The organism is Massilia sp. W12, from assembly GCF_037300705.1.
Taxonomy (GTDB): Bacteria; Pseudomonadota; Gammaproteobacteria; order Burkholderiales; family Burkholderiaceae_D; genus JACPVY01.
On sequence record NZ_CP147776.1, the window covers coordinates 4,040,355 to 4,065,925 of the forward strand.

Annotated in this window: 17 protein-coding genes, 4 tRNA genes and 6 rRNA genes; 6 read left to right on the plus strand and 21 right to left on the minus strand. The window is 53.4% G+C overall.

The window, feature by feature from the left end:
* Position 1 precedes the first annotated feature (1 nt).
* From hscA to V8J88_RS16190, 7 genes are all read right to left on the minus strand, one after another.
* Entirely contained in the window at positions 2–1,864 is a 1,863-nt protein-coding gene (hscA, locus tag V8J88_RS16160; protein ID WP_338845237.1) for a Fe-S protein assembly chaperone HscA, read from the minus strand.
* Between the two features lie 26 nt (positions 1,865–1,890).
* Positions 1,891–2,409, minus strand: coding sequence for a Fe-S protein assembly co-chaperone HscB (gene hscB / locus V8J88_RS16165; protein WP_338845238.1), 519 nt, complete (start codon positions 2,407–2,409; stop codon positions 1,891–1,893).
* Between the two features lie 2 nt (positions 2,410–2,411).
* On the minus strand, positions 2,412–2,735 hold the full coding sequence (gene iscA, locus V8J88_RS16170; protein ID WP_338845239.1) for an iron-sulfur cluster assembly protein IscA: 324 nt from the start codon (positions 2,733–2,735) through the stop codon (positions 2,412–2,414).
* A 10-nt stretch (positions 2,736–2,745) separates the two neighbouring features.
* Entirely contained in the window at positions 2,746–3,129 is a 384-nt protein-coding gene (iscU, locus tag V8J88_RS16175) for a Fe-S cluster assembly scaffold IscU (RefSeq protein ID WP_338845240.1), read from the minus strand.
* Between the two features lie 43 nt (positions 3,130–3,172).
* Complete coding sequence (locus tag V8J88_RS16180) at positions 3,173–4,432, minus strand: IscS subfamily cysteine desulfurase (RefSeq protein ID WP_338845241.1); 1,260 nt, start codon at positions 4,430–4,432, stop codon at positions 3,173–3,175.
* A 42-nt stretch (positions 4,433–4,474) separates the two neighbouring features.
* Complete coding sequence (iscR, locus tag V8J88_RS16185; protein ID WP_338845243.1) at positions 4,475–4,984, minus strand: Fe-S cluster assembly transcriptional regulator IscR; 510 nt, start codon at positions 4,982–4,984, stop codon at positions 4,475–4,477.
* An 85-nt stretch (positions 4,985–5,069) separates the two neighbouring features.
* Complete coding sequence (locus tag V8J88_RS16190; protein WP_338845245.1) at positions 5,070–5,891, minus strand: uracil-DNA glycosylase; 822 nt, start codon at positions 5,889–5,891, stop codon at positions 5,070–5,072.
* Positions 5,892–6,062: 171 nt separating this feature from the next.
* Here V8J88_RS16190 and V8J88_RS16195 point away from each other — a divergent pair, with 171 nt between their 5' ends.
* From V8J88_RS16195 to V8J88_RS16205, 3 genes are all read left to right on the plus strand, one after another.
* The gene (locus tag V8J88_RS16195) at positions 6,063–6,770 is read left to right on the plus strand and encodes a response regulator (RefSeq protein ID WP_338845246.1); all 708 of its coding nucleotides are present in this window, start codon (positions 6,063–6,065) and stop codon (positions 6,768–6,770) included.
* Between the two features lie 238 nt (positions 6,771–7,008).
* Entirely contained in the window at positions 7,009–7,359 is a 351-nt protein-coding gene (locus V8J88_RS16200; RefSeq protein ID WP_338845248.1) for a hypothetical protein, read from the plus strand.
* Positions 7,360–7,525: 166 nt separating this feature from the next.
* The gene (locus tag V8J88_RS16205; protein ID WP_338845250.1) at positions 7,526–8,035 is read left to right on the plus strand and encodes a cyclic nucleotide-binding domain-containing protein; all 510 of its coding nucleotides are present in this window, start codon (positions 7,526–7,528) and stop codon (positions 8,033–8,035) included.
* Positions 8,036–8,309: 274 nt separating this feature from the next.
* On the opposite strand, the gene V8J88_RS16210 is transcribed toward V8J88_RS16205, so the two are convergent.
* Together V8J88_RS16210 and V8J88_RS16215 are read right to left on the minus strand one after the other, a co-directional pair.
* The gene (locus tag V8J88_RS16210) at positions 8,310–8,966 is read right to left on the minus strand and encodes a type II secretion system protein (protein WP_338845251.1); all 657 of its coding nucleotides are present in this window, start codon (positions 8,964–8,966) and stop codon (positions 8,310–8,312) included.
* A 55-nt stretch (positions 8,967–9,021) separates the two neighbouring features.
* Positions 9,022–9,231: a hypothetical protein gene (locus tag V8J88_RS16215; RefSeq protein ID WP_338845252.1), complete on the minus strand. Its 210-nt coding sequence runs from the start codon at positions 9,229–9,231 to the stop codon at positions 9,022–9,024.
* Between the two features lie 35 nt (positions 9,232–9,266).
* Here V8J88_RS16215 and mutS point away from each other — a divergent pair, with 35 nt between their 5' ends.
* A complete protein-coding gene (mutS, locus tag V8J88_RS16220) occupies positions 9,267–11,966 on the plus strand; it encodes a DNA mismatch repair protein MutS (protein WP_338849906.1) in 2,700 nt (899 codons plus the stop codon).
* Positions 11,963–12,913, plus strand: a complete 951-nt coding sequence (locus V8J88_RS16225) for a hypothetical protein (RefSeq protein ID WP_338845253.1) — start codon at positions 11,963–11,965, stop codon at positions 12,911–12,913. The genes mutS and V8J88_RS16225 overlap by 4 nt, the downstream gene beginning before the upstream one ends.
* A 15-nt stretch (positions 12,914–12,928) precedes the next feature.
* Here the strand turns inward: V8J88_RS16225 and V8J88_RS16230 are convergent, their stop codons facing one another.
* From V8J88_RS16230 to V8J88_RS16255, 6 genes are all read right to left on the minus strand, one after another.
* A complete protein-coding gene (locus V8J88_RS16230; RefSeq protein ID WP_338845254.1) occupies positions 12,929–13,336 on the minus strand; it encodes an SRPBCC family protein in 408 nt (135 codons plus the stop codon).
* A gap of 121 nt (positions 13,337–13,457) precedes the next feature.
* A 5S ribosomal RNA gene (rrf, locus tag V8J88_RS16235) occupies positions 13,458–13,570 on the minus strand.
* A 164-nt stretch (positions 13,571–13,734) separates the two neighbouring features.
* A 23S ribosomal RNA gene (locus V8J88_RS16240) occupies positions 13,735–16,607 on the minus strand.
* A 252-nt stretch (positions 16,608–16,859) separates the two neighbouring features.
* Positions 16,860–16,935, minus strand: a tRNA-Ala gene (locus V8J88_RS16245).
* A 28-nt stretch (positions 16,936–16,963) separates the two neighbouring features.
* Positions 16,964–17,040 (minus strand) — tRNA-Ile (locus tag V8J88_RS16250).
* 100 nt (positions 17,041–17,140) lie between these two features.
* Positions 17,141–18,671: ribosomal RNA gene (locus V8J88_RS16255) — 16S ribosomal RNA — on the minus strand.
* Positions 18,672–18,785: 114 nt separating this feature from the next.
* On the opposite strand from V8J88_RS16255, the gene V8J88_RS16260 reads away from it, so the two are divergent.
* Positions 18,786–19,061 (plus strand): hypothetical protein, encoded by a 276-nt coding sequence (locus V8J88_RS16260; protein ID WP_338845255.1) that lies wholly within the window; start codon positions 18,786–18,788, stop codon positions 19,059–19,061.
* Here the strand turns inward: V8J88_RS16260 and rrf (V8J88_RS16265) are convergent.
* The 6 genes from rrf (V8J88_RS16265) to V8J88_RS16290 form a co-directional block, all read right to left on the minus strand.
* Positions 19,056–19,168: ribosomal RNA gene (gene rrf, locus V8J88_RS16265) — 5S ribosomal RNA — on the minus strand. The two genes, V8J88_RS16260 and rrf (V8J88_RS16265), sit on opposite strands and share 6 nt — an antisense overlap.
* Positions 19,169–19,332: 164 nt before the next feature.
* A 23S ribosomal RNA gene (locus V8J88_RS16270) occupies positions 19,333–22,205 on the minus strand.
* 252 nt (positions 22,206–22,457) lie between these two features.
* A tRNA-Ala gene (locus V8J88_RS16275) sits at positions 22,458–22,533 on the minus strand.
* A gap of 28 nt (positions 22,534–22,561) precedes the next feature.
* A tRNA-Ile gene (locus V8J88_RS16280) sits at positions 22,562–22,638 on the minus strand.
* A 100-nt stretch (positions 22,639–22,738) separates the two neighbouring features.
* Positions 22,739–24,269 (minus strand): 16S ribosomal RNA (locus tag V8J88_RS16285).
* Together the 16S, 23S and 5S rRNA genes with 4 tRNA genes alongside form the textbook arrangement of a ribosomal RNA operon.
* Before the next feature lie 403 nt (positions 24,270–24,672).
* On the minus strand, positions 24,673–25,449 hold the full coding sequence (locus tag V8J88_RS16290; protein WP_338845256.1) for an enoyl-CoA hydratase: 777 nt from the start codon (positions 25,447–25,449) through the stop codon (positions 24,673–24,675).
* Positions 25,450–25,571 lie beyond the last annotated feature (122 nt).

A 25,571-nucleotide genomic window follows, 5' to 3' on the forward strand; every position in this document is an offset into this window, starting at 1 on the left:
TTCAGATTTGTTCCAGGCTGCGGCCAGTCAGGGCGCGGCGCACGCTGCGGTCCATGCGGCGCGCCGCCAGTTCTTCGGTGGCTTCCGCCAGTTTTTTGATATCGGCCTTGATTTGCAAGTGATCCTGTCCCTGCATGCTGCTTTGCAGCGTGCTGCGGCAAGCCTCAATGCTGGCGCGCTCAGATGCGCTTAACAAATCGCCGTCTTCCGCCATCGCCGAGTCGCAGGCCGCCAGGATGCGTTCGGCTTCCACCTGCTCTTCACGCAGGGCGCGCGCTTGCATATCGCTGGCGGCGGATTGATATGAATCTTGCAGCATGCGCGTGATGTCGCCATCGTTTAAGCCATACGCCGGCTTGACTTCGATTTCGGCATGCACGCCGGAACGCATTTCGCGTGCGCTGACCGACAGCAAGCCATCGGCGTCAACCTGGTAGGTGATGCGGATGCGCGCGGCGCCGGCGGCCATCGGCGGAATGCCGCGCAGCTCAAAACGCGCCAGTGAGCGGCAGTCCGCCACCAATTCACGTTCGCCTTGCAAGACATGCACCGCGAGCGCGGTTTGGCCATCTTTGAAGGTGGTGAATTCCTGCGCGCGTGCGCATGGAATGGTGGAATTGCGCGGAATGATTTTTTCCACCAGCCCGCCCATGGTTTCCACGCCCAGCGAGAGCGGAATCACGTCCAGCAGCAGCCATTCATCGCCGGCGGCGGTATTGCCGGCCAGCAGATTGGCTTGAATCGCAGCGCCCAGCGCGACGACTTGATCCGGGTCGATGTCGGACAGCGGCGGACGGCCAAAAAATTCCGCCACCGCGTGACGCACATGCGGCATGCGGGTGGCGCCGCCAACCAGCACCACGCCCTGCACTTCCGCTGCAGCCAGACGCGCGTCGCGCAATGATTTTTTGACCGCTTGCATGGTCTTATTCACCAGATGCTTGGTGATCTCGGCAAATTGGCTGGCGCTGATGTGCAGATCGACTTCCTCGCCAGATTCGAGTTTGGCTTGGATCTGAACTTGATCTGCGCTGCTGAGCATTTCCTTGACCTGGCGCGCCTTCATCATCAGGCTGCGGGTATCGCGGTCGGACAGCGGGGCCAGTCTGGCTTGCTCAATAATCCAGCAAAACAGACGGTGGTCGAAGTCGTCGCCGCCCAGAGCGGAATCGCCGCCGGTGGCCAGCACTTCAAACACGCCACGGGAGAGGCGCAAAATCGAGATATCAAATGTGCCGCCGCCCAGATCGTACACCGCGAAAACGCCTTCCGCGCCTTGATCCAGCCCATACGCCAGGGCGGCTGCAGTGGGTTCGGCCAGCAGGCGCAATACATTTAAACCGGCCAGTTGCGCCGCATCCTTGGTGGCCTGGCGTTGCGCATCGTCAAAATAGGCCGGCACGGTGATCACCGCGCCCACCAGTTCGCCGCCCAGCGCATCTTCGGCGCGCTGACGCAGCGTGGCTAAAATCTGCGCAGAGGTTTCCACCGGACTTTTCACGCCGGCCACGGTTTTCAGCTGCACCATGCCGGGCGCATCGATGAAATCGTATGGCAGATTTTCGGCGTAAGCGATGTCGTGCAAACCGCGCCCCATGAAGCGCTTGACAGAAATAATGGTGTTTTTCGGATCTTGCGCTTGCATCGCCTGCGCGCTGTAGCCGATATTGGCGTGGCCGTTTTTCAGGTAGCGCACTACGGACGGCAGCAAGGCGCGGCCCTCTTCATCGAGCAGGACTTGCGCTGCGCCGCTCTTGACAGAGGCGACCAGGGAATTGGTGGTGCCCAGATCAATGCCAACCGCCAGCCGGTGCTGGTGCGGCGCTGTGGACATGCCGGGTTCAGATATTTGCAAAAGTGCCATCGCTAATATGCGCTCAAGGCGCAGCTTCAGAGGTAGAGCAGGTCGTAAGCGGTTTCGAGTTCCGCCGCGAATTTGTCGATGAACATCAGGCGGCGCAAGGCGGCCGCCGCCTGCGCATAGTCTTGCGCTTGCAAGGCGTCTTTCACCTGTCCCATTTGTCGGGTGTGCGCTTGCCGCAATTCGTCTTGCAAAACGTCCAGCGCGGCTTCATCTTGCGCGCGGCGGGCGTCTTCCAGCGCTTCGCGCCATTCCATTTGTTGCATCAAAAACGCCGGCGGCATGGCGGTGTTGGATTCCGCCTCCAGCGCAACGCCATTCAGCTCACACAGATAGGCGGCGCGCCGGGCCGGGTCTTTCAACACTTGATACGCCTCGTTCGCATGGGTGGCCCATTGCAGCGCGAGGCGCTGTTCGCGTTCGCTGGCGGCAGCGAAGCGGTCGGGATGCACCCGCGCCTGCACTTCGCGCCACGCCTCATCCAGCGCGGCGCGCTCAATCTCAAAACCCGGCGGCAACTGGAACAACTCGAAATAATTTTGCTTCATGTTCAGATGCGGAAGCTTTCGCCACAGCCGCATTCATCCTTGACGTTGGGATTGTTGAACTTGAAACCTTCATTCAAGCCTTCACGCGCAAAATCGAGTTCGGTGCCGTCGATATACGGCAGGCTTTTCGGATCAACGAAAAGTTTGATGCCGCGCGACTCGAAAATGCAGTCGTCGTCCTGCGCCTCGTCCACATATTCGAGTTTGTAGGCCAGGCCGGAGCAGCCGGTGGTGCGCACGCCGAAACGCAAGCCCAATCCTTTGCCGCGCCGCGCCATATAGCGCGCAATATGCGCCGCCGCCTTTTCTGTCAGTGTGATCGCCATCGCGCGCTCCTTATTGATCGTGGCGCGCTTTGTAGTCTTGCACTGCGGCTTTGATTGCGTCTTCGGCCAGAATCGAGCAGTGAATCTTGACCGGCGGCAGCGCCAGTTCTTCCGCGATCTGGGTGTTTTTGATCGACAGCGCCTGATCCAGGGTTTTGCCTTTGACCCACTCTGTCACCAGTGAGGAGGATGCGATGGCCGAACCGCAGCCATAGGTTTTGAATTTCGCATCTTCAATCACGCCATCCGCGCCGACTTTGATTTGCAATTTCATCACGTCGCCGCAGGCCGGCGCGCCCACCATGCCGGTGCCTACGCTGTCGTCGTTTTTGTCAAAACTGCCGACATTGCGCGGGTTTTCGTAGTGGTCCATCACTTTGTCTGAATATGCCATCTGAGTACTCCTTGCCTGAGGCTATCTAAATACTGTTTGCGCTTCAGTGCGCAGCCCATTGGATGGATTCCAGATCCACCCCGTCTTTGTACATCTCCCACAGCGGGGACAGTTCGCGCAATTTGCCGACTTTGGTTTTGAGCAGATTGATGGCGAAGTCGATTTCCTGTTCCGTGGTGAAGCGGCCAATCGTGAAGCGGATCGAGCTGTGCGCCAATTCGTCGCTGCGGCCCAGCGCGCGCAACACATACGAAGGCTCCAGGCTGGCCGAGGTGCAGGCCGAGCCGGAGGACACCGCCAGATCTTTAACCGCCATGATCAGCGATTCGCCTTCGACGTAGTTGAAGCTGATGTTCAAGTTGTGCGGCACACGCTGTTCCATGTCGCCGTTCACATACACTTCTTCGATTTCCTGCAGGCCGCGCGCGAGCCGGTCGCGCAGGGCGCGGATGCGTTCGAGTTCGCTGTCCATTTCTTCGCGCGCGATGCGGAAAGCTTCGCCCATGCCGGCAATCTGGTGCACCGGCAGCGTGCCGGAGCGCATGCCGCGCTCATGGCCGCCACCATGCATTTGCGCTTCCAGACGCACGCGCGGTTTGCGCCGCACATACAATGCGCCGATGCCTTTCGGGCCATAGGTTTTGTGTGCGGTGAAGGTCATCAGATCAACCGGCAAAGTGGCCAGATCAATCTTGACCTTGCCGGTGGCTTGCGCGGCGTCACAATGGAAAATAATGTTTTTGCTGCGGCACAGCGCGCCGATTTCAGCGATGGGCTGGATCACGCCGATTTCATTATTGACCAGCATCACGGAGACCAGGATGGTGTCCGGGCGCAGAGCGGCTTGCAGTTGCTCCAGCGTGATCAGGCCATTCGCCTGCGGTTGCAAATAGGTGGCGTCAAATCCCTGGCGCTCCAGTTCACGCACCGTGTCGAGCACGGATTTATGCTCAGTTTGCAGGGTGATAATGTGTTTGCCACGGGTTTTATAGAAGTGCGCAGCGCCTTTTAAGGCCAGGTTATTGCTTTCGGTGGCGCCGGAAGTCCAGACCACTTCACGCGCATCGCAATTCACCAGCGCGGCAACCTGTTCGCGTGCGGTTTCAACCGCTTTTTCCGCCTCCCAGCCATACATATGGCTGCGCGAAGCCGGATTGCCGAATTGCTCGCGCAGGAAGGGAATCATGACATCAGCTACGCGCGGATCGACCGGCGTGGTGGCCGAGTAATCCATATACACCGGGAAATGCGGCGCATGAAAAGTATCCATCAGCGCGGCCTGTTTTTCGATCGGGGCGTTCATGCACTCATACTCCATGGAGATTATTGATTGGTTACGGGTGGTTCAGGAATGTTCGCCGGCGGCCAGCGGCAACGCGCCGGCGGCAGGCGCAGCGCTGCGGTGCAATTGCACCACGTTCGCCTGGGCTTGCTTTTGCAGTTGCTGATCCACCAATTCCTGCAAACTGACGGAATCCAGGAAATCGACCATTTTCGCGTTCAAAGTAGTCCACAGATCATGCGTCATGCAGCGCGCACCACCTTCATGGGTGGCGCTGTGGCAGTTTTCCTTGCCGCCGCATTGGGTGGCGTCGATCGGTTCATCGACAGCAATAATGATGTCGGCCACCGAGACTTTTTCTGCGCGCCGCGCCAGGGAATATCCACCGCCGGGGCCGCGCACCGATTCGACAATCTGATGCCGGCGCAATTTACCGAATAACTGTTCCAGATAAGACAGGGAAATTTCCTGCCTTTGTGAAATTGCAGCCAATGTCACAGGCCCCTTGCCTTCATGCAAAGCAAGGTCAATCATTGCTGTGACGGCGAAACGGCCTTTGGTGGTTAAACGCATGACTACCTCTGATTGTCCTGAATCCGCATGAAAAATGGGGCATAAACCCCATTTCCTGAATAATTTAGTCAAGTATAGCGGAAATTCAGGTCTTTGTCAGAGGCGCCTGATTGCCTGTGGGCAAGCCAAGCAGATTGAAGGGGGCAAACAGCTGCTGCATATCCCGGTTTTGGATGAAACTGAGGTTGTACGGGTGCTCCGCCTGTCGCTGGGGAAAGGCTTGCACTTGCGGCAGTGCTTGCAGACGGGCGGCGATTTTACCCCACAGAATCAGACAGGGCAGCGCCTGCCCGCGCTGCGCGCAGGCGGCATGCAGGTCTTGCAGCAATTGCAGGAAAAACACTTGCCAGGGACGCGCCTCCAGCGCCGGCGCCACCTCTTCGCGAAATACCAGGCTGGCGTTGAGTAATAAAAAGCCGCAGGCATGCATGCGCTCCTGGAATGCGGCCAGGGTTTGGGTCATGCCCGAACCCGGAGCGCAGGCGCGCGCAGAAATCGCCGCCATGTTGTGAGGGTTGAGCTGATCAGCTTGCAGCGCGCCGCCGGCGACGAGCAGCATTTTCATTAAATTCCGCAATGAAGTGGCGCGATTCACCGCTTTCGACAAACCGCCGCCCTGCTGCCACAAACTGCCCACGGCGCCATCCATAAAACAATATCCGGTGGCGCTGGCGGCGCGCGGGTACGGCCCCTCGCCCACCAGAATCCAGCGCACGTTTTCAAGCGGCTGGGTAAATGCGGCAAACAGCCGGTCTTGTGTCGGTAAAAACGCGCTGCTTAACAGTTGCGGGAGATAGTCAGGAAAAGCAGTATCCAGCGCGTGCAAGGCATGGCGCAATATGTCATGCCAGCTGGGGTCAGCCAAAGCGAGGGCGCGCTCAATTTCCGGGGCAAAATTCTTTGTCATCTTAACAAGTTGTGTCTAAACATGTGATTTTATCAGGCTGCATCCAGCCCGCCATACCTGTGCTATGCGCGCAAGTCCCCGCACTTATAGTAACATCGCTCAGATGCGGTAAATGTCTGCACACAGGCATTGAGCAAATCTGTTTGCTGCTTGTCATCCTGCGAGGTCATCATGAGCGTCGATAGTGAAAGCATTGCCGAAAACGCCCCATCAGGCGCAACGGAGTCAAGCCAACTCGCTGCCGCAGAGGGTGGCGCAGCGCTCAAACGCCGCATTCTGGTGGTGGAAGACGATGAGGAAATTCAAGCCGCCTTGCGCACTGTGCTGGAACATGGCGGCTTTGAGGTGTTGCAGGCGACCAGCGGCGAAGAAGGCTTGCGCCGCGCGGTGGTGGATGTGCCGGACCTGGCCATGCTCGACATCGGCCTGCAAGGCATGAGCGGCTTGGAGTTGGCGCAACAATTGCAGCATGAATCCACCGTGCCATTTATGTTTCTCACCCGCCACACGGATATTGAAATCGTGCGTCAGGCCACGCGTTACGGCGCAGTCGGCTATTTGATCAAGCCGGTTGACCCTTTGCAAATCGTGCCCTCCGTGGAAGCGGCGCTGGCGCGTGCAGAAGAAATTCTGGCTTTGAAACGCAAAGGCGAGCATCTCAGCACCGCGCTTGAAAATGGCCGCCGCACCAGTATGGCAGTCGGCGTGCTGATGGCGAAGCATCAGGTTGATCACCCGCAGGCTTTTGAGGTGTTGCGCGAGTATGCGCGCAGCAACCGCCGCAAAATCATTGATGTGGCCAATGATTTGCTGGAAGCGGAGAAACTGATCAACAGCTTTATCCCCTTGTTTGCCGCACGCAAGAAAACATATAAATAACTGGCGCAAACGATGTCCAAGCGCAGCCCTTGCGCTTGGCGCATAATCTCCTAAAATAAGTCTGCCGGCCATACTTGCCGGCTTTATCTCGCGCCCGGTAAGCTGTGCGCGCTGATAGTGGCCCCGATCCGCCACACCATTTTTACGGCCATGACTCCGCCGTTCTTCCTGTTCATGCGCATAGCGCCTTGAATTTGACGGGATATTCCCCTTCAACGAAGATTTGGTGGAGTACGAGATGAAATCCTGTTTTTCCTTACGCCTGCCGCTGCGCGGCAAAACTGTTTGCAGCAATGACCAAAGCTGGATACAACAGACCGATTCGGCTCCGCAAGATATCGTGATCAAAGGTTTCCGGGACTTACGCCATTTTCTGGCCTGGTTTCAAATCGATATGCAATCTCCGATGATTTTCCCGGCTAACCAGGGGCGCACGATCAAACAGCATGGCGACTGCATCACCATCTGCGGCTTCCATGATCTGGATGAATTCTTGTGCTGGGTCTCAAAAGGCGCTTACCACCCTGTTGGCCACATGAAAAATAACGCCCCATGCGCCACAAGCACACAAACCGCGCCCTTGCCTTGAGCGCAATACGCCAGGGGCGCCGCCATGCCTGCGTCCCTGCGCTTCTTTTACAACACCGGCGTGCGCAAAACGCTTGCAGCATTTCTGACATGCTATTCTGAATCCATGCAATCTTATCCAGGCCGGCCACAAACTTTGCCGGCTACAACCATGTCTGCGGATTGATATGACCAAAAAAATCGCCGACCTGCTCGATGAAATCGGGTTGTTCCAAGAATTCAGCTACGCTGAATTGGAGGTGCTTGCAAGGTATTTGAAGCTGGAAGAGATAATTGCCGGAGAAATGGTTTTTTCCGAGGGGGAAAGAGGCAATTACATGTTCATTTTGCTATCCGGCAAAGTAGCGATTTTCAAAGGCGGCATGCGTCATCAACACCTGTTGGCGACGGAGGGGCGTGGCCGCATCATTGGCGAAATGTCGCTGCTTGATCAAGAGGCGCGCTCAGCCAGCTGTGTCGCCGAACAGAATAGTGAAATTCTGACCTTCACACATCAAAGCCTGAAACGCATGGCGGTAGAGCATCCCGCAGTCGCCTTTCACTTCATGCTGTTTTTGGCCAGACTGTTGTCACGCCGTTTGCGCCGCACCTCTGGCATGGTGGCCGAGTATATGAGTGAACTGGAAGAGTTGTATCAACGCGCCGAACCAGGTCAAGAGGAAAGCAGCGAAGAATAAAACCCGGAATTCACTTGCTTCAGCACATATTCATGCCGTGCAGAAACAAAATAAAGCTCATTCAACATACTGCGCCAGGACATGCAGCAAATATGCAAAAAACAAGGCATTTTTTATGCGCATGTCATGCAATCGACATCAAACGCTGCTAAGATGAATTCATCTGCAATACACGCAACCGATATGCGTGATTGCAGAAAGGTGCGTCCAGGGATTCCTGCACGCACCGTTTTGTTTTTTGCAGACGCACATTATTTGCGCATCCCCGTCCGCCTTACAGCTGCCCGGGCTGACGCGGCGGATCGGGTGGCGCAATAATCCCGCTTTCACTTGTCGGCGGCATTTTGGGCAGATCTTTGCCCCCGCTGTCTTTAGGCGGAACACCGCTTGCGCCATCACCGCTTTTCGGCGGCAATGGATTCTGGTTCACCCCAAAACGCCAGCGCTGATATGAATCAGCCGCATCAAAACCCACCCAGATCGCCTCAAAATTTCCAATTTTGATCGGGCGCCCCTCCGCCAGACTGTAAACCGCCAAAATCCCATGGCCGCCTTCCGGCTCCACAATTCCCCATTCGTCTTTCCCGCTCAATGGATCGTTATACACGCGTCGCAGATGGCGCACGGTATGTGGAAAACGCGGATCTTTCAACAGCTCTTTGAAACTGGGCGGATAGCGTTTTTGCCCGGCAGGGGTGGCGTTTGAATAGCTCTGCAGCGCCGCGCGATACTCTTTGCCGATTTGCAACAACTCTTCCTCCGCCATTCTGCGCTGCAACATCGCGCCGGCTTGCACCGTGGCGCTGATCACAAGGGCCATCAGGGCCAGCGTAATCAGCAAGCCGATATAGGTAAAACCGGCTTGCCCGCCCGCTGTCGCAGGATTGGCGCCGCCACACTTGGCGGCAGATTTGTGGAGTAAGGTCTGCATGATTTCTGCGCTTTGTCATCCGGATTGTCATCTGCATTATGCAGGAAGGATAGCATTATTCACAAATCAAATAACGAATATCATAACAATAAATTTGACGAATATTTTGCAATGCATCAAAATGCTTCCTGTCTCCTCTATTCTCCTCCAAGAAATAGACTTCAGCCCGCACTGTGATACAGCGCGGGCTTTTTTTTACCGGCCTCACCTGTCGGTGGAATTTTTTCCTGCCGGCGTCGCGCAGCAGGCGCAGGATTGCTATCATACGTTCCCTCGCAACATTCCGATATGCCTCAAGAAATGACCAGCACGCCCCCCAGCGCTTTGCAGCGCGCCTTGGCCGACATCGACAAACAAACGCCGATGATGCAGCAGTACCTTAAGCTCAAAAATGACAATATCGATACTTTGCTGTTTTATCGGATGGGGGATTTTTATGAAGTCTTTTTTGAAGACGCAGAAAAGGCTTCGCGCCTGCTCGGCATCACGCTGACCCAACGCGGGCAATCCAATGGCGAACCGATACGCATGGCCGGCATTCCCTTCCACTCGCTGGAAGGATATCTGGCGAAATTGGTCAAATTCGGTGAATCTGCCGCGATTTGCGAGCAAATCGGTGATCCCGCCACCAGCAAAGGCCCGGTTGAACGCAAAGTGGTGCGCATTATCACCCCCGGCACGTTGACTGATACAGATTTATTACCAGAAAAATCTGAACGCCCGCTGGTGGCTCTGTATCTCGATCAGCAGCGTAAGCAGCAGATTGCCGGCTTGGCCTGGCTGGCGATGTCGAGCGGGATTCTGCGGGTCACCGAGTTTCCGATTGATGCGCGCCAGCCATTGGCACGCATCAGCCAGGAGCTGGAGCGCATCAGCCCTGCTGAGTTATTACTGGGCGACAATCAAGACGAGAGTTTATTCACCCTGGCGCCGGAAAAAACCAAGCGCACGCCGAGTTGGCATTTTTCGCAAGAGCACGGGCAGCAGCTTTTGTGCGAGCAGCTGGGCGTACAATCGCTGGCGGCTTTTGGCGCGGAAGAATTGGGGCCAGCGCTGGGCGCTGCAGGCGCTCTGCTGCGTTACGCGAATGCCACGCAAAGCCACAGCCTGCAACATCTGAAAACGCTCAAGGTCGAGCATGAGGACGAATTTATCGGGCTGGATGCGGCGACCCGGCGCAATCTGGAACTGACCGAAACCTTACGCGGACAAGAATCGCCCACTCTGTTTTCCTTGCTGGATCATTGCCGCACGGCGATGGGTTCGCGCATGCTGCGCCATTGGTTGCACCATCCCAGCCGCGACCAAGCTGTGCCGCGCGCGCGCCATGCGGCCATTGAAGCCTTGCTGGAAGCCCGGTCGATCACTGAGATCAATCAATTTCTGCGTGAAATGCCGGATATTGAACGTATTTCCAGCAGGGTCGCATTACTGAGCGCAAAACCGCGTGATTTGTCCGCTTTGCGCGATGGTCTGGCGCAACTGCCGCAATTACAGGCAAGTCTTGCGCAGTATTTCGGTTTTCATGACACCACCGGCAACCCGGCGGATTTATTAGCTCATATCCACGCCGAATTGACGCCGCCGCAAGACTGCATCGCCCTGCTGCAGAGTGCGATCATGAGCGAACCGGCTACGATGGTGCGTGACGGCGGCGTGATTGCCCGTGGCTACGATGCCGAATTGGATGAGTTGCGCGCCCTGTCGGAAAATGCCGGACAGTTTTTGATTGACTTGGAAACGCGGGAACGCGAACGCACCGGGATTGGCAATCTGCGTGTTGAATACAATAAAGTGCATGGCTTTTACATTGAAGTCACCAATGGTCAGGCAGATAAAGTGCCGGAAGACTATCGCCGCCGCCAAACCTTGAAAAATGCCGAGCGCTACATCACGCCGGAATTAAAGGCGTTTGAAGATAAAGCGCTGTCTGCGCAAGATCGCGCATTGGCGCGTGAAAAAATGTTGTATGAACAGATTTTGAATCTGCTGGCGCCGTGGATTCTGCCCTTACAACATATTGCTCAGGCCCTGGCCACGCTGGACACTTTATGCGCTTTGGCGGGTCATGCAGAACTGAATCAATGGACTGCGCCAGTCTTGCAAACCACGCCAATGCTGCATATCGAACAAGGGCGCCATCCTGTGGTGGAAAAGCAGATTGAGCGCTTCATTGCGAATGACTGCAAACTCAGCGCCGAACGCAAAATGCTCTTGATCACCGGCCCGAATATGGGTGGTAAATCGACCTTTATGCGCCAGGTTGCCTTAATTACACTGCTGGCCTACGTCGGCAGCTACGTGCCGGCAAGCAAGGCCGTGCTGGGGCCGATTGATCGTATTTTCACCCGGATAGGCGCAGCGGATGACTTGGCCGGCGGGCGCTCAACATTTATGGTGGAAATGACAGAATCCGCCGCAATTTTGCATGCTGCCAGCGCGCACTCTCTGGTTTTAATGGATGAAGTCGGGCGCGGCACCTCCACTTTTGATGGATTAGCGCTGGCATGGGCTATCGCCAAACATTTGATAGACAGCTCGAAAAGCTTCACTTTATTCGCCACACATTATTTTGAGTTGACGCAATTGCCCGACGCCCACCCCAGCGCCAGCAATGTGCATTTGAGCGCATTGGAGCACAAAGACAGTATTGTTTTTCTGCACACGGTGATGCAAGGCCCAGCGTCACAAAGTTATGGTTTGCAAGTCGCCCAGTTGGCCGGCGTGCCGCCAAGTGTGATTCGCGCCGCCCGCAAGCATTTGGCCTATCTGGAATCGCATGCACTGCAAAATACGCCACAATTGGATTTATTTGCCGCGCCGAGCAGCCAGCAGCATGATGCGGATGAAGCTTTGCACCAGGAAATTGATCATTTAAAAGAAGCCTTGCGCGAAGCATCTGAATGGCGCACGCGCTTGGCCAGCCTGGATCCGGATGGACTATCCGCGCGCGATGCCTTACAACTCCTGTATCAATTACGCGATCAGGCCAAGTCGTGAAACTTTTCAAGGCAACCCTGTGGTTTTTTACGTTTTGCGGCAGCATTCAGACGCATGCCGCAAGTGCGCCTTTTCAGATCGGCTTTCTGCCCTACCCTGCCTTCGGCGCAGAGAGAAAAGCGGCAAGTGTGGAAAATGAGTGGCGCGAGCTATTACAAAAACCTCGCAAGAATATGCCTGGTATGCTGGTTTTGAATGGCATCAAAAGCAATTCTGAAACTTGCAGCGATGAGCTGTTCCAGCAGCGTAAAAGCATCATTGAAAATGCCCGCTTACCTGTCGTGCTCAGTCTTGCTGCGCAAGATTGGAGTGAGTGTTTGCGCCAAGATGGGAGCAATCAGGGAGTTGAGCGTCTGAATTTATTACGGAATATGTTTTTCGCACAAGAGTTGCTGCTTGGTGCGACAGCTGCCAATAAATTGGAATGGAGCCGCCAGGCATTCAACCCCCGCTACCGCGATTACGTCGAACATCAACGCTGGGAAAAGGGCAATATTCTGTTTGCCACCTTGAATTTGCCAGCGAACAACAATCGCTATCGTCTTGAAGCTGGCCGTAACAGTGAATATGAAGACAGGATGGTAGCCAATCGGGATTGGCTGCAAAAATTATTTGCCCAAGCCAAGGCCAAAAAACGTCAAGCCGTGGTGTTAATTGCAGATGGAAATCTGATGGGCAATGCCTATCTGAAGTCAGGCAAACCGCGCCCGGCAGTCACAGCAACAGGTAAAGACGGGTTTGCAGAACTGCAAAGCAAGCTGTTGAAGCTGGCCGAAAGCTACCCCGGGCGGGTGTTAGTGGTGTCGCATAGTGAAACGGGGAAAATTAAGGCCACCCTGCAATGGCGTGGCCGTATTGGCATCCTCAGTATTCCACAACAAAGCAAGCCGCAAATTTATGTGATGCAAATCAATCCGCAGCAAGCCAATCCATTCGCGGTAAATTGATTTTGCCTCATGCGTTCATTCAAAACTCTCAACATAGCGTTTGAAATTATTCAAAATCGCCTGCCAACCACCCTGCTGCTGCTCAAGTGAGAATGTGTCTTCAGGATCAAATGCGACCTTAACAAGAACGCCATCATCCGTTTGATGAAACTCAACGCTGGCAGTTCTTTCGCCAAAGCGATATTCCAGCAATTGTTGTGGAATTATATTGGTGTAAACACCCGCAAAATCGAAACCTACGCTGCCATCCTTGGCTTCCATCCTCGACGAGAATTCGCCGCCAACAACCAGATTCACATGTGCCCGCGTCGTATGCCAATCATCTGATGCGGCATTCCATTGCACAATGTCATGCGGTGTCGTATAAGCTTGCCAGACTTGATCAAGCGGAGCGCCAATCTTCGACTCGACGATAATTCTCATGCGATTACTCCAATCCAGTGTTATGAGGAGATTCGATACCTTTCGCTGCAAAGCCATATTATGCCAGCGCAAAGCAAAACGCCCCGACTTCATCAGAAATCGGGGCGTTCGCAGAATAAAAGCCTGACGATAACCTACTTTCACACTGGTTTCAGCACTATCATCGGCGCAAAATCGTTTCACGGTCCTGTTCGGGATGGGAAGGGGTGGTACCGACTTGCTATGGTCATCAGGCATGACTTGTCGTGTTTGCCGCTTTCGCAGCAAACGCAATCTGGGAGAAGTTTTTCAACAATGCTTTATTTATACAATTTGAATATTGGATTCAATCTTGAATTCGGGTTGTGTTGCGTTGTCTTGTTTCACACACTGACTTTAGCTGTGTCAGCCAAAGTTATAGGGACAAGCCTTACGGGCAATTAGTATTGGTTAGCTTAACGCATTACTGCGCTTCCACACCCAACCTATCAACGTCCTGGTCTCGAACGACCCTTTAAGGAGCTCAAGGCTCCGGGAAATCTCATCTTGAGGCGAGTTTCCCGCTTAGATGCTTTCAGCGGTTATCTCTTCCGAATTTAGCTACCCGGCAATGCCACTGGCGTGACAACCGGTACACCAGAGATTCGTCCACTCCGGTCCTCTCGTACTAGGAGCAGGTCCTCTCAAATTTCCAACGCCCACGGCAGATAGGGACCAAACTGTCTCACGACGTTTTAAACCCAGCTCACGTACCACTTTAAATGGCGAACAGCCATACCCTTGGGACCGGCTACAGCCCCAGGATGTGATGAGCCGACATCGAGGTGCCAAACTCCCCCGTCGATATGAACTCTTGGGAGGAATCAGCCTGTTATCCCCAGAGTACCTTTTATCCGTTGAGCGATGGCCCTTCCATACAGAACCACCGGATCACTATGACCTACTTTCGTACCTGCTCGACTTGTGGGTCTCGCAGTTAAGCACGCTTTTGCCATTGCACTATTAGCACGATTTCCGACCGTACCTAGCGTACCTTCGTACTCCTCCGTTACCGTTTAGGAGGAGACCGCCCCAGTCAAACTGCCTACCATGCACTGTCCCCGACCCGGATTACGGGCCAAGGTTAGAACCTCAAACGAACCAGGGTGGTATTTCAAGGACGGCTCCACGTGTACTAGCGTCCACGCTTCAAAGCCTCCCACCTATCCTACACAGATTGGTTCAAAGTCCAATGCAAAGCTACAGTAAAGGTTCATGGGGTCTTTCCGTCTAGCCGCGGGTAGATTGCATCATCACAAACATTTCAACTTCGCTGAGTCTCGGGAGGAGACAGTGTGGCCATCGTTACGCCATTCGTGCAGGTCGGAACTTACCCGACAAGGAATTTCGCTACCTTAGGACCGTTATAGTTACGGCCGCCGTTTACTGGGACTTCAATCAAGAGCTTGCACCCCATCATTTAATCTTCCAGCACCGGGCAGGCGTCACACCCTATACGTCCACTTTCGTGTTTGCAGAGTGCTGTGTTTTTATTAAACAGTCGCAGCCACCAGTTTATTGCAACCCTTTCGTCCTTCTGGCGCTGGCCAGTCAAACTACTTGGGCGTACCTTATCCCGAAGTTACGGTACCAATTTGCCGAGTTCCTTCTCCCGAGTTCTCTCAAGCGCCTTAGAATACTCATCTCGTCCACCTGTGTCGGTTTGCGGTACGGTCTCGTATGACTGAAGCTTAGAGGCTTTTCTTGGAACCACTTCCGATTGCTTCGCGAATAAATTCGCTCGTCCCATGCCCTTGAATTACGCTGCCGGATTTGCCTGACAGCCTTCTTTGACACAGGAACCGGGACTTCCAACACCCGGACAACCTTCCGCGATCCGTCCCCCCATCGCATCATACGACGGTGCAGGAATATTAACCTGCTTCCCATCAGCTACGCATCTCTGCCTCGCCTTAGGGGCCGACTCACCCTGCCCCGATGAACGTTGGACAGGAAACCTTGGACTTACGGCGAGCGGGCTTTTCACCCGCTTTATCGCTACTCATGTCAGCATTCGCACTTCTGATACCTCCAGCAGCCTTTACAAGCCACCTTCGCAGGCTTACAGAACGCTCTCCTACCATGCATATTGCTATGCATCCGCAGCTTCGGTATATTGCTTAGCCCCGTTACATCTTCCGCGCAGGACGACTCGATCAGTGAGCTATTACGCTTTCTTTAAATGGTGGCTGCTTCTAAGCCAACATCCTGACTGTTTTAGCCTTCCCACTTCGTTTTCCACTTAGCAATATTTGGGGACCTTAGCTGGCGGTCTGGGTTGTTTCCCTCTTGACACCGGACGTTAGCACCCGATGTCTGTCTCCCGAGGACGCACTCTGCGGTATTCGGAGTTTGCAATGGTTTGGTAAGTCGCGATGACCCCCTAGCCATAACAGTGCTCTACCCCCGCAGGTGTAATCTCGAGGCACTACCTAAATAGTTTTCGGAGAGAACCAGCTATTTCCAGATTTGTTTAGCCTTTCACCCCTATCCACAGCTCATCCCCTAGTTTTTCAACACTAGTGGGTTCGGTCCTCCAGTGCGTGTTACCGCACCTTCAACCTGGCCATGGATAGATCATCTGGTTTCGGGTCTACACCCAGCGACTGTCGCCCTATTCGGACTCGATTTCTCTTCGGCTCCCCTATCTGGTTAACCTTGCCACTGAATGTAAGTCGCTGACCCATTATACAAAAGGTACGCAGTCACCCTTGCGGGCTCCTACTGTTTGTATGCACACGGTTTCAGGATCTATTTCACTCCCCTCCCGGGGTTCTTTTCGCCTTTCCCTCACGGTACTGGTTCACTATCGGTCGATTACGAGTATTTAGCCTTGGAGGATGGTCCCCCCATCTTCAGACAGGATTTCACGTGTCCCGCCCTACTTATCGCAAGCTTAGTACCATGCATCGTATTTCGCGTACGGGGCTATCACCCGCTATGGCTGCACTTTCCAGAGCATTCCACTATACGTTGCATTATCACTTGCAGGCTCTTCCCATTTCGCTCGCCACTACTTTGGGAATCTCGGTTGATTTCTTTTCCTGCAGCTACTTAGATGTTTCAGTTCGCCGCGTTCGCTTCATATGCCTATGTATTCAGCATAAGATGACCTATAAGGCCGGGTTTCCCCATTCGGAAATCTGCGGATCAATGTGTGTTTGCTCACTCCCCGCAGCTTATCGCAAGCTACTACGTCCTTCATCGCCTGTAATCGCCAAGGCATCCACCATGTGCACTTAGTCACTTGTCCCTATAACTTTGGCCCCTTGAGTAGTAAAGGGAGCAAAGCCGGACAGTGTGTTTTTCGTTCGGACATCTTTTGATGTCGAAACGTTTAGACAACTACAATCACAACCCTTCAAACATATTCGACTTGCGTCGCATATGCTTGCATTGTTGTTTTACTTCTTCCAGATTGTTAAAGATCGAAACAGCTTTCGGTCGCTAAAAGACCTTGTATGGATTCAATTTGTGAACGCATACAAGGTATTTCAGCAGGTTATGGTGGAGGCTAACGGGATCGAACCGATGACCCCCTGCTTGCAAAGCAGGTGCTCTCCCAGCTGAGCTAAGCCCCCATGTCGGTGTGGCTTGTCGCTTTCTGATTGGTGGGTCTGGTAGGGCTCGAACCTACGACCCCCGCGTTATCAACACGGTGCTCTAACCAGCTGAGCTACAGACCCATCTGATTTGACAGTTTTCACTGTCGCCTCTTTTAAAACCGATGACTGCTCTTTTTTCAACAGTCGATAAGTGTGAGCATTTGATGCATGCTGACTCTAGAAAGGAGGTGATCCAGCCGCACCTTCCGATACGGCTACCTTGTTACGACTTCACCCCAGTCACGAATCCTACCGTGGTAAGCGCCCTCCTTGCGGTTAAGCTACCTACTTCTGGTAAAACCCGCTCCCATGGTGTGACGGGCGGTGTGTACAAGACCCGGGAACGTATTCACCGCGACATGCTGATCCGCGATTACTAGCGATTCCAACTTCATGGAGTCGAGTTGCAGACTCCAATCCGGACTACGATACACTTTCTGGGATTAGCTCCCCCTCGCGGGTTGGCGGCCCTCTGTATGTACCATTGTATGACGTGTGAAGCCCTACCCATAAGGGCCATGAGGACTTGACGTCATCCCCACCTTCCTCCGGTTTGTCACCGGCAGTCTCATTAGAGTGCCCTTTCGTAGCAACTAATGACAAGGGTTGCGCTCGTTGCGGGACTTAACCCAACATCTCACGACACGAGCTGACGACAGCCATGCAGCACCTGTGTTCCAGTTCTCTTTCGAGCACTCCCCGATCTCTCAGGGATTCTGAACATGTCAAGGGTAGGTAAGGTTTTTCGCGTTGCATCGAATTAATCCACATCATCCACCGCTTGTGCGGGTCCCCGTCAATTCCTTTGAGTTTTAATCTTGCGACCGTACTCCCCAGGCGGTCTACTTCACGCGTTAGCTGCGTTACCAAGTCAATTAAGACCCGACAACTAGTAGACATCGTTTAGGGCGTGGACTACCAGGGTATCTAATCCTGTTTGCTCCCCACGCTTTCGTGCATGAGCGTCAGTCTTAGCCCAGGGGGCTGCCTTCGCCATCGGTATTCCTCCACATCTCTACGCATTTCACTGCTACACGTGGAATTCTACCCCCCTCTGCCAGACTCCAGCTATGCAGTCTCCAACGCCATTCCCAGGTTGAGCCCGGGGATTTCACGTCAGACTTACATAACCGCCTGCGCACGCTTTACGCCCAGTAATTCCGATTAACGCTTGCACCCTACGTATTACCGCGGCTGCTGGCACGTAGTTAGCCGGTGCTTATTCTGCAGGTACCGTCATCAGCGCTGGATATTAGCCAGCGCCTTTTCTTTCCTGCCAAAAGTGCTTTACAACCCGAGGGCCTTCTTCACACACGCGGCATTGCTGGATCAGGGTTTCCCCCATTGTCCAAAATTCCCCACTGCTGCCTCCCGTAGGAGTCTGGGCCGTGTCTCAGTCCCAGTGTGGCTGGTCGTCCTCTCAGACCAGCTACTGATCGTCGCCTTGGTGAGCTTTTACCTCACCAACTAGCTAATCAGATATCGGCCGCTCCACGAGCATGAGGCCTTGCGGTCCCCCACTTTCATCCGTAGATCGTATGCGGTATTAGCGTAACTTTCGCTACGTTATCCCCCACTCAAGGGTACGTTCCGATATTTTACTCACCCGTTCGCCACTCGCCGCCAGGATTGCTCCCGCGCTGCCGTTCGACTTGCATGTGTAAGGCATGCCGCCAGCGTTCAATCTGAGCCAGGATCAAACTCTTCAGTTCAATCTCTGTTTTGGCATTGCTGCCAGGTCGAATCTTTCGATTCTGGTCGCTCACTCAATTACTGACAGGTCACTCTTGCGAGTGTCCTTTGTATTTTTGTGAGCATTTGATAATTTGAGTATCGCTTTTTGCAAAGCGCGCATTTACCAAACGCCCACACTTATCGACTGTTTTATTTTTAAAGAGCTTCTGCCGCACTTTCGTGCTTGCCGCAAATCGTTTTGTTTGTCAGCAGCAGAGAAACGAGATTATGAAGTAATTTCATTTACCCGTCAAGTTTTTCTTCAGAACACGAATTTCGCTTTGTTTGCTTTCACGTCTTTGACGCTTCATGCACTGAAGAAAAAAGCGCCGGCGTCAGCCGGCGCTTTTCTCAGGATAAAAGCCTGACGATAACCTACTTTCACACTGGTTTCAGCACTATCATCGGCGCAAAATCGTTTCACGGTCCTGTTCGGGATGGGAAGGGGTGGTACCGACTTGCTATGGTCATCAGGCATGACTTGTCGTGTTTGCCGCTTTCGCAGCAAACGCAATCTGGGAGAAGTTTTTCAACAATGCTTTATTTATACAATTTGAATACTGGATTCAATCTTGAATTCGGGTTGTGTTGCGTTGTCTTGTTTCACACACTGACTTTAGCTGTGTCAGCCAAAGTTATAGGGACAAGCCTTACGGGCAATTAGTATTGGTTAGCTTAACGCATTACTGCGCTTCCACACCCAACCTATCAACGTCCTGGTCTCGAACGACCCTTTAAGGAGCTCAAGGCTCCGGGAAATCTCATCTTGAGGCGAGTTTCCCGCTTAGATGCTTTCAGCGGTTATCTCTTCCGAATTTAGCTACCCGGCAATGCCACTGGCGTGACAACCGGTACACCAGAGATTCGTCCACTCCGGTCCTCTCGTACTAGGAGCAGGTCCTCTCAAATTTCCAACGCCCACGGCAGATAGGGACCAAACTGTCTCACGACGTTTTAAACCCAGCTCACGTACCACTTTAAATGGCGAACAGCCATACCCTTGGGACCGGCTACAGCCCCAGGATGTGATGAGCCGACATCGAGGTGCCAAACTCCCCCGTCGATATGAACTCTTGGGAGGAATCAGCCTGTTATCCCCAGAGTACCTTTTATCCGTTGAGCGATGGCCCTTCCATACAGAACCACCGGATCACTATGACCTACTTTCGTACCTGCTCGACTTGTGGGTCTCGCAGTTAAGCACGCTTTTGCCATTGCACTATTAGCACGATTTCCGACCGTACCTAGCGTACCTTCGTACTCCTCCGTTACCGTTTAGGAGGAGACCGCCCCAGTCAAACTGCCTACCATGCACTGTCCCCGACCCGGATTACGGGCCAAGGTTAGAACCTCAAACGAACCAGGGTGGTATTTCAAGGACGGCTCCACGTGTACTAGCGTCCACGCTTCAAAGCCTCCCACCTATCCTACACAGATTGGTTCAAAGTCCAATGCAAAGCTACAGTAAAGGTTCATGGGGTCTTTCCGTCTAGCCGCGGGTAGATTGCATCATCACAAACATTTCAACTTCGCTGAGTCTCGGGAGGAGACAGTGTGGCCATCGTTACGCCATTCGTGCAGGTCGGAACTTACCCGACAAGGAATTTCGCTACCTTAGGACCGTTATAGTTACGGCCGCCGTTTACTGGGACTTCAATCAAGAGCTTGCACCCCATCATTTAATCTTCCAGCACCGGGCAGGCGTCACACCCTATACGTCCACTTTCGTGTTTGCAGAGTGCTGTGTTTTTATTAAACAGTCGCAGCCACCAGTTTATTGCAACCCTTTCGTCCTTCTGGCGCTGGCCAGTCAAACTACTTGGGCGTACCTTATCCCGAAGTTACGGTACCAATTTGCCGAGTTCCTTCTCCCGAGTTCTCTCAAGCGCCTTAGAATACTCATCTCGTCCACCTGTGTCGGTTTGCGGTACGGTCTCGTATGACTGAAGCTTAGAGGCTTTTCTTGGAACCACTTCCGATTGCTTCGCGAATAAATTCGCTCGTCCCATGCCCTTGAATTACGCTGCCGGATTTGCCTGACAGCCTTCTTTGACACAGGAACCGGGACTTCCAACACCCGGACAACCTTCCGCGATCCGTCCCCCCATCGCATCATACGACGGTGCAGGAATATTAACCTGCTTCCCATCAGCTACGCATCTCTGCCTCGCCTTAGGGGCCGACTCACCCTGCCCCGATGAACGTTGGACAGGAAACCTTGGACTTACGGCGAGCGGGCTTTTCACCCGCTTTATCGCTACTCATGTCAGCATTCGCACTTCTGATACCTCCAGCAGCCTTTACAAGCCACCTTCGCAGGCTTACAGAACGCTCTCCTACCATGCATATTGCTATGCATCCGCAGCTTCGGTATATTGCTTAGCCCCGTTACATCTTCCGCGCAGGACGACTCGATCAGTGAGCTATTACGCTTTCTTTAAATGGTGGCTGCTTCTAAGCCAACATCCTGACTGTTTTAGCCTTCCCACTTCGTTTTCCACTTAGCAATATTTGGGGACCTTAGCTGGCGGTCTGGGTTGTTTCCCTCTTGACACCGGACGTTAGCACCCGATGTCTGTCTCCCGAGGACGCACTCTGCGGTATTCGGAGTTTGCAATGGTTTGGTAAGTCGCGATGACCCCCTAGCCATAACAGTGCTCTACCCCCGCAGGTGTAATCTCGAGGCACTACCTAAATAGTTTTCGGAGAGAACCAGCTATTTCCAGATTTGTTTAGCCTTTCACCCCTATCCACAGCTCATCCCCTAGTTTTTCAACACTAGTGGGTTCGGTCCTCCAGTGCGTGTTACCGCACCTTCAACCTGGCCATGGATAGATCATCTGGTTTCGGGTCTACACCCAGCGACTGTCGCCCTATTCGGACTCGATTTCTCTTCGGCTCCCCTATCTGGTTAACCTTGCCACTGAATGTAAGTCGCTGACCCATTATACAAAAGGTACGCAGTCACCCTTGCGGGCTCCTACTGTTTGTATGCACACGGTTTCAGGATCTATTTCACTCCCCTCCCGGGGTTCTTTTCGCCTTTCCCTCACGGTACTGGTTCACTATCGGTCGATTACGAGTATTTAGCCTTGGAGGATGGTCCCCCCATCTTCAGACAGGATTTCACGTGTCCCGCCCTACTTATCGCAAGCTTAGTACCATGCATCGTATTTCGCGTACGGGGCTATCACCCGCTATGGCTGCACTTTCCAGAGCATTCCACTATACGTTGCATTATCACTTGCAGGCTCTTCCCATTTCGCTCGCCACTACTTTGGGAATCTCGGTTGATTTCTTTTCCTGCAGCTACTTAGATGTTTCAGTTCGCCGCGTTCGCTTCATATGCCTATGTATTCAGCATAAGATGACCTATAAGGCCGGGTTTCCCCATTCGGAAATCTGCGGATCAATGTGTGTTTGCTCACTCCCCGCAGCTTATCGCAAGCTACTACGTCCTTCATCGCCTGTAATCGCCAAGGCATCCACCATGTGCACTTAGTCACTTGTCCCTATAACTTTGGCCCCTTGAGTAGTAAAGGGAGCAAAGCCGGACAGTGTGTTTTTCGTTCGGACATCTTTTGATGTCGAAACGTTTAGACAACTACAATCACAACCCTTCAAACATATTCGACTTGCGTCGCATATGCTTGCATTGTTGTTTTACTTCTTCCAGATTGTTAAAGATCGAAACAGCTTTCGGTCGCTAAAAGACCTTGTATGGATTCAATTTGTGAACGCATACAAGGTATTTCAGCAGGTTATGGTGGAGGCTAACGGGATCGAACCGATGACCCCCTGCTTGCAAAGCAGGTGCTCTCCCAGCTGAGCTAAGCCCCCATGTCGGTGTGGCTTGTCGCTTTCTGATTGGTGGGTCTGGTAGGGCTCGAACCTACGACCCCCGCGTTATCAACACGGTGCTCTAACCAGCTGAGCTACAGACCCATCTGATTTGACAGTTTTCACTGTCGCCTCTTTTAAAACCGATGACTGCTCTTTTTTCAACAGTCGATAAGTGTGAGCATTTGATGCATGCTGACTCTAGAAAGGAGGTGATCCAGCCGCACCTTCCGATACGGCTACCTTGTTACGACTTCACCCCAGTCACGAATCCTACCGTGGTAAGCGCCCTCCTTGCGGTTAAGCTACCTACTTCTGGTAAAACCCGCTCCCATGGTGTGACGGGCGGTGTGTACAAGACCCGGGAACGTATTCACCGCGACATGCTGATCCGCGATTACTAGCGATTCCAACTTCATGGAGTCGAGTTGCAGACTCCAATCCGGACTACGATACACTTTCTGGGATTAGCTCCCCCTCGCGGGTTGGCGGCCCTCTGTATGTACCATTGTATGACGTGTGAAGCCCTACCCATAAGGGCCATGAGGACTTGACGTCATCCCCACCTTCCTCCGGTTTGTCACCGGCAGTCTCATTAGAGTGCCCTTTCGTAGCAACTAATGACAAGGGTTGCGCTCGTTGCGGGACTTAACCCAACATCTCACGACACGAGCTGACGACAGCCATGCAGCACCTGTGTTCCAGTTCTCTTTCGAGCACTCCCCGATCTCTCAGGGATTCTGAACATGTCAAGGGTAGGTAAGGTTTTTCGCGTTGCATCGAATTAATCCACATCATCCACCGCTTGTGCGGGTCCCCGTCAATTCCTTTGAGTTTTAATCTTGCGACCGTACTCCCCAGGCGGTCTACTTCACGCGTTAGCTGCGTTACCAAGTCAATTAAGACCCGACAACTAGTAGACATCGTTTAGGGCGTGGACTACCAGGGTATCTAATCCTGTTTGCTCCCCACGCTTTCGTGCATGAGCGTCAGTCTTAGCCCAGGGGGCTGCCTTCGCCATCGGTATTCCTCCACATCTCTACGCATTTCACTGCTACACGTGGAATTCTACCCCCCTCTGCCAGACTCCAGCTATGCAGTCTCCAACGCCATTCCCAGGTTGAGCCCGGGGATTTCACGTCAGACTTACATAACCGCCTGCGCACGCTTTACGCCCAGTAATTCCGATTAACGCTTGCACCCTACGTATTACCGCGGCTGCTGGCACGTAGTTAGCCGGTGCTTATTCTGCAGGTACCGTCATCAGCGCTGGATATTAGCCAGCGCCTTTTCTTTCCTGCCAAAAGTGCTTTACAACCCGAGGGCCTTCTTCACACACGCGGCATTGCTGGATCAGGGTTTCCCCCATTGTCCAAAATTCCCCACTGCTGCCTCCCGTAGGAGTCTGGGCCGTGTCTCAGTCCCAGTGTGGCTGGTCGTCCTCTCAGACCAGCTACTGATCGTCGCCTTGGTGAGCTTTTACCTCACCAACTAGCTAATCAGATATCGGCCGCTCCACGAGCATGAGGCCTTGCGGTCCCCCACTTTCATCCGTAGATCGTATGCGGTATTAGCGTAACTTTCGCTACGTTATCCCCCACTCAAGGGTACGTTCCGATATTTTACTCACCCGTTCGCCACTCGCCGCCAGGATTGCTCCCGCGCTGCCGTTCGACTTGCATGTGTAAGGCATGCCGCCAGCGTTCAATCTGAGCCAGGATCAAACTCTTCAGTTCAATCTCTGTTTTGGCATTACTGCCAGGTCGAATCTTTCGATTCTGGTCGCTCACTCAATTACTGACAGGTCACTCTTGCGAGTTTCCTTTGTATTTTTGTGAGCATTTGATAATTTGAGTATCGCTTTTTGCAAAGCGCGCATTTACCAAACGCCCACACTTATCGACTGTTTTATTTTTAAAGAGCTTCTGCCGCACTTTCGCGCTTGCCGCAAATCGTTTTGTTTGTCAGCAGCAGAGAAACGAGATTATGAAGCAATTATTTATTGTCGTCAAGCACATTCGCGAATTTCGTATTTCACTCTGCGCTGCTTCTACGACATGGCTTCAAGATACTTCACTATCCGCCTGCGCCACTTTCATGTCATCTTGCTGTCATGTACGCGGCGAAGGCAGAACTATATCAAATTCCTTTGAAGTTTGGCAAGCGTTTTTCTACGAATGCTTGCATTCCTTCTTTTTGGTCTTCTGTGGCGAACACGCTATGGAACATGCGACGCTCAAACAACACACCTTCCTGCAGGGAGGACTCCCAGGAGCGGTTGATGCTTTCTTTGATCATTGCTGTCACCGGCGCAGACATGGATGCGATCGTGGTCGCGGCTTCCAGTGTCTCCTCCATCAGTTTTTCCAGTGGAACCACGCGCGACACCAGGCCGGCGCGTTCTGCTTCCTGGGCATCCATATTGCGTGCAGTCAAGCACAGATCCATTGCCTTGGATTTGGAGATTGCGCGCGGCAGACGCTGTGTGCCGCCGGCACCCGGCATGATGCCAAGCTTGATTTCCGGCTGACCGAATTTGGCGTTATCCGCTGCAATGATGAAATCGCACATCATCGCCAGTTCGCAACCGCCGCCCAGGGCATAGCCGGCCACAGCCGCAATCACCGGCTTACGCACCTTGGTGATAGTTTCCCAGTTGCGGGTGATGAAATTGCCTTTGAATGCATCCATATAGCTGAATTTGGCCATCGCGGTGATGTCTGCGCCAGCGGCAAAGGCTTTTTCGCTGCCGGTAATGACAATACAGCCGATGTCCGCATCAGCATCCCATGCCAACAGCGCAGCGCCCAATTCATCCATTAATTGGTCATTCAGCGCATTCAAAGCCTTGGGGCGGTTGAGGCGGATCAGCCCGACTTTGCCATGGGTTTCCAGCAGGATATTTTGATAGTCCATATGCGTCTCTCCAGGATGGGCTTGCGGCCCGGGTTGTTCAAACTGGCCAGATTGTAGCGGTTTGCACTTGCCGCCGTAAAATTTCTGCGGAACTTTTCCAACAGCGATTAATCCATCATGCT

Bases quoted from the DNA above. Each gene is read 5' to 3' on its own strand.
- hscA (WP_338845237.1), bottom strand. From the start codon at position 1,864: ATGGCACTTTTGCAAATATCTGAACCCGGCATGTCCACAGCGCCGCAC.
- hscB (WP_338845238.1), bottom strand. From the start codon at position 2,409: ATGAAGCAAAATTATTTCGAGTTGTTCCAGTTGCCGCCGGGTTTTGAG.
- iscA (WP_338845239.1), bottom strand. From the start codon at position 2,735: ATGGCGATCACACTGACAGAAAAGGCGGCGGCGCATATTGCGCGCTAT.
- iscU (WP_338845240.1), bottom strand. From the start codon at position 3,129: ATGGCATATTCAGACAAAGTGATGGACCACTACGAAAACCCGCGCAAT.
- V8J88_RS16180 (WP_338845241.1), bottom strand. From the start codon at position 4,432: ATGAACGCCCCGATCGAAAAACAGGCCGCGCTGATGGATACTTTTCAT.
- iscR (WP_338845243.1), bottom strand. From the start codon at position 4,984: ATGCGTTTAACCACCAAAGGCCGTTTCGCCGTCACAGCAATGATTGAC.
- V8J88_RS16190 (WP_338845245.1), bottom strand. From the start codon at position 5,891: ATGACAAAGAATTTTGCCCCGGAAATTGAGCGCGCCCTCGCTTTGGCT.
- V8J88_RS16195 (WP_338845246.1), top strand. From the start codon at position 6,063: ATGAGCGTCGATAGTGAAAGCATTGCCGAAAACGCCCCATCAGGCGCA.
- V8J88_RS16200 (WP_338845248.1), top strand. From the start codon at position 7,009: ATGAAATCCTGTTTTTCCTTACGCCTGCCGCTGCGCGGCAAAACTGTT.
- V8J88_RS16205 (WP_338845250.1), top strand. From the start codon at position 7,526: ATGACCAAAAAAATCGCCGACCTGCTCGATGAAATCGGGTTGTTCCAA.
- V8J88_RS16210 (WP_338845251.1), bottom strand. From the start codon at position 8,966: ATGCAGACCTTACTCCACAAATCTGCCGCCAAGTGTGGCGGCGCCAAT.
- V8J88_RS16215 (WP_338845252.1), bottom strand. From the start codon at position 9,231: ATGATAGCAATCCTGCGCCTGCTGCGCGACGCCGGCAGGAAAAAATTC.
- mutS (WP_338849906.1), top strand. From the start codon at position 9,267: ATGACCAGCACGCCCCCCAGCGCTTTGCAGCGCGCCTTGGCCGACATC.
- V8J88_RS16230 (WP_338845254.1), bottom strand. From the start codon at position 13,336: ATGAGAATTATCGTCGAGTCGAAGATTGGCGCTCCGCTTGATCAAGTC.
- V8J88_RS16290 (WP_338845256.1), bottom strand. From the start codon at position 25,449: ATGGACTATCAAAATATCCTGCTGGAAACCCATGGCAAAGTCGGGCTG.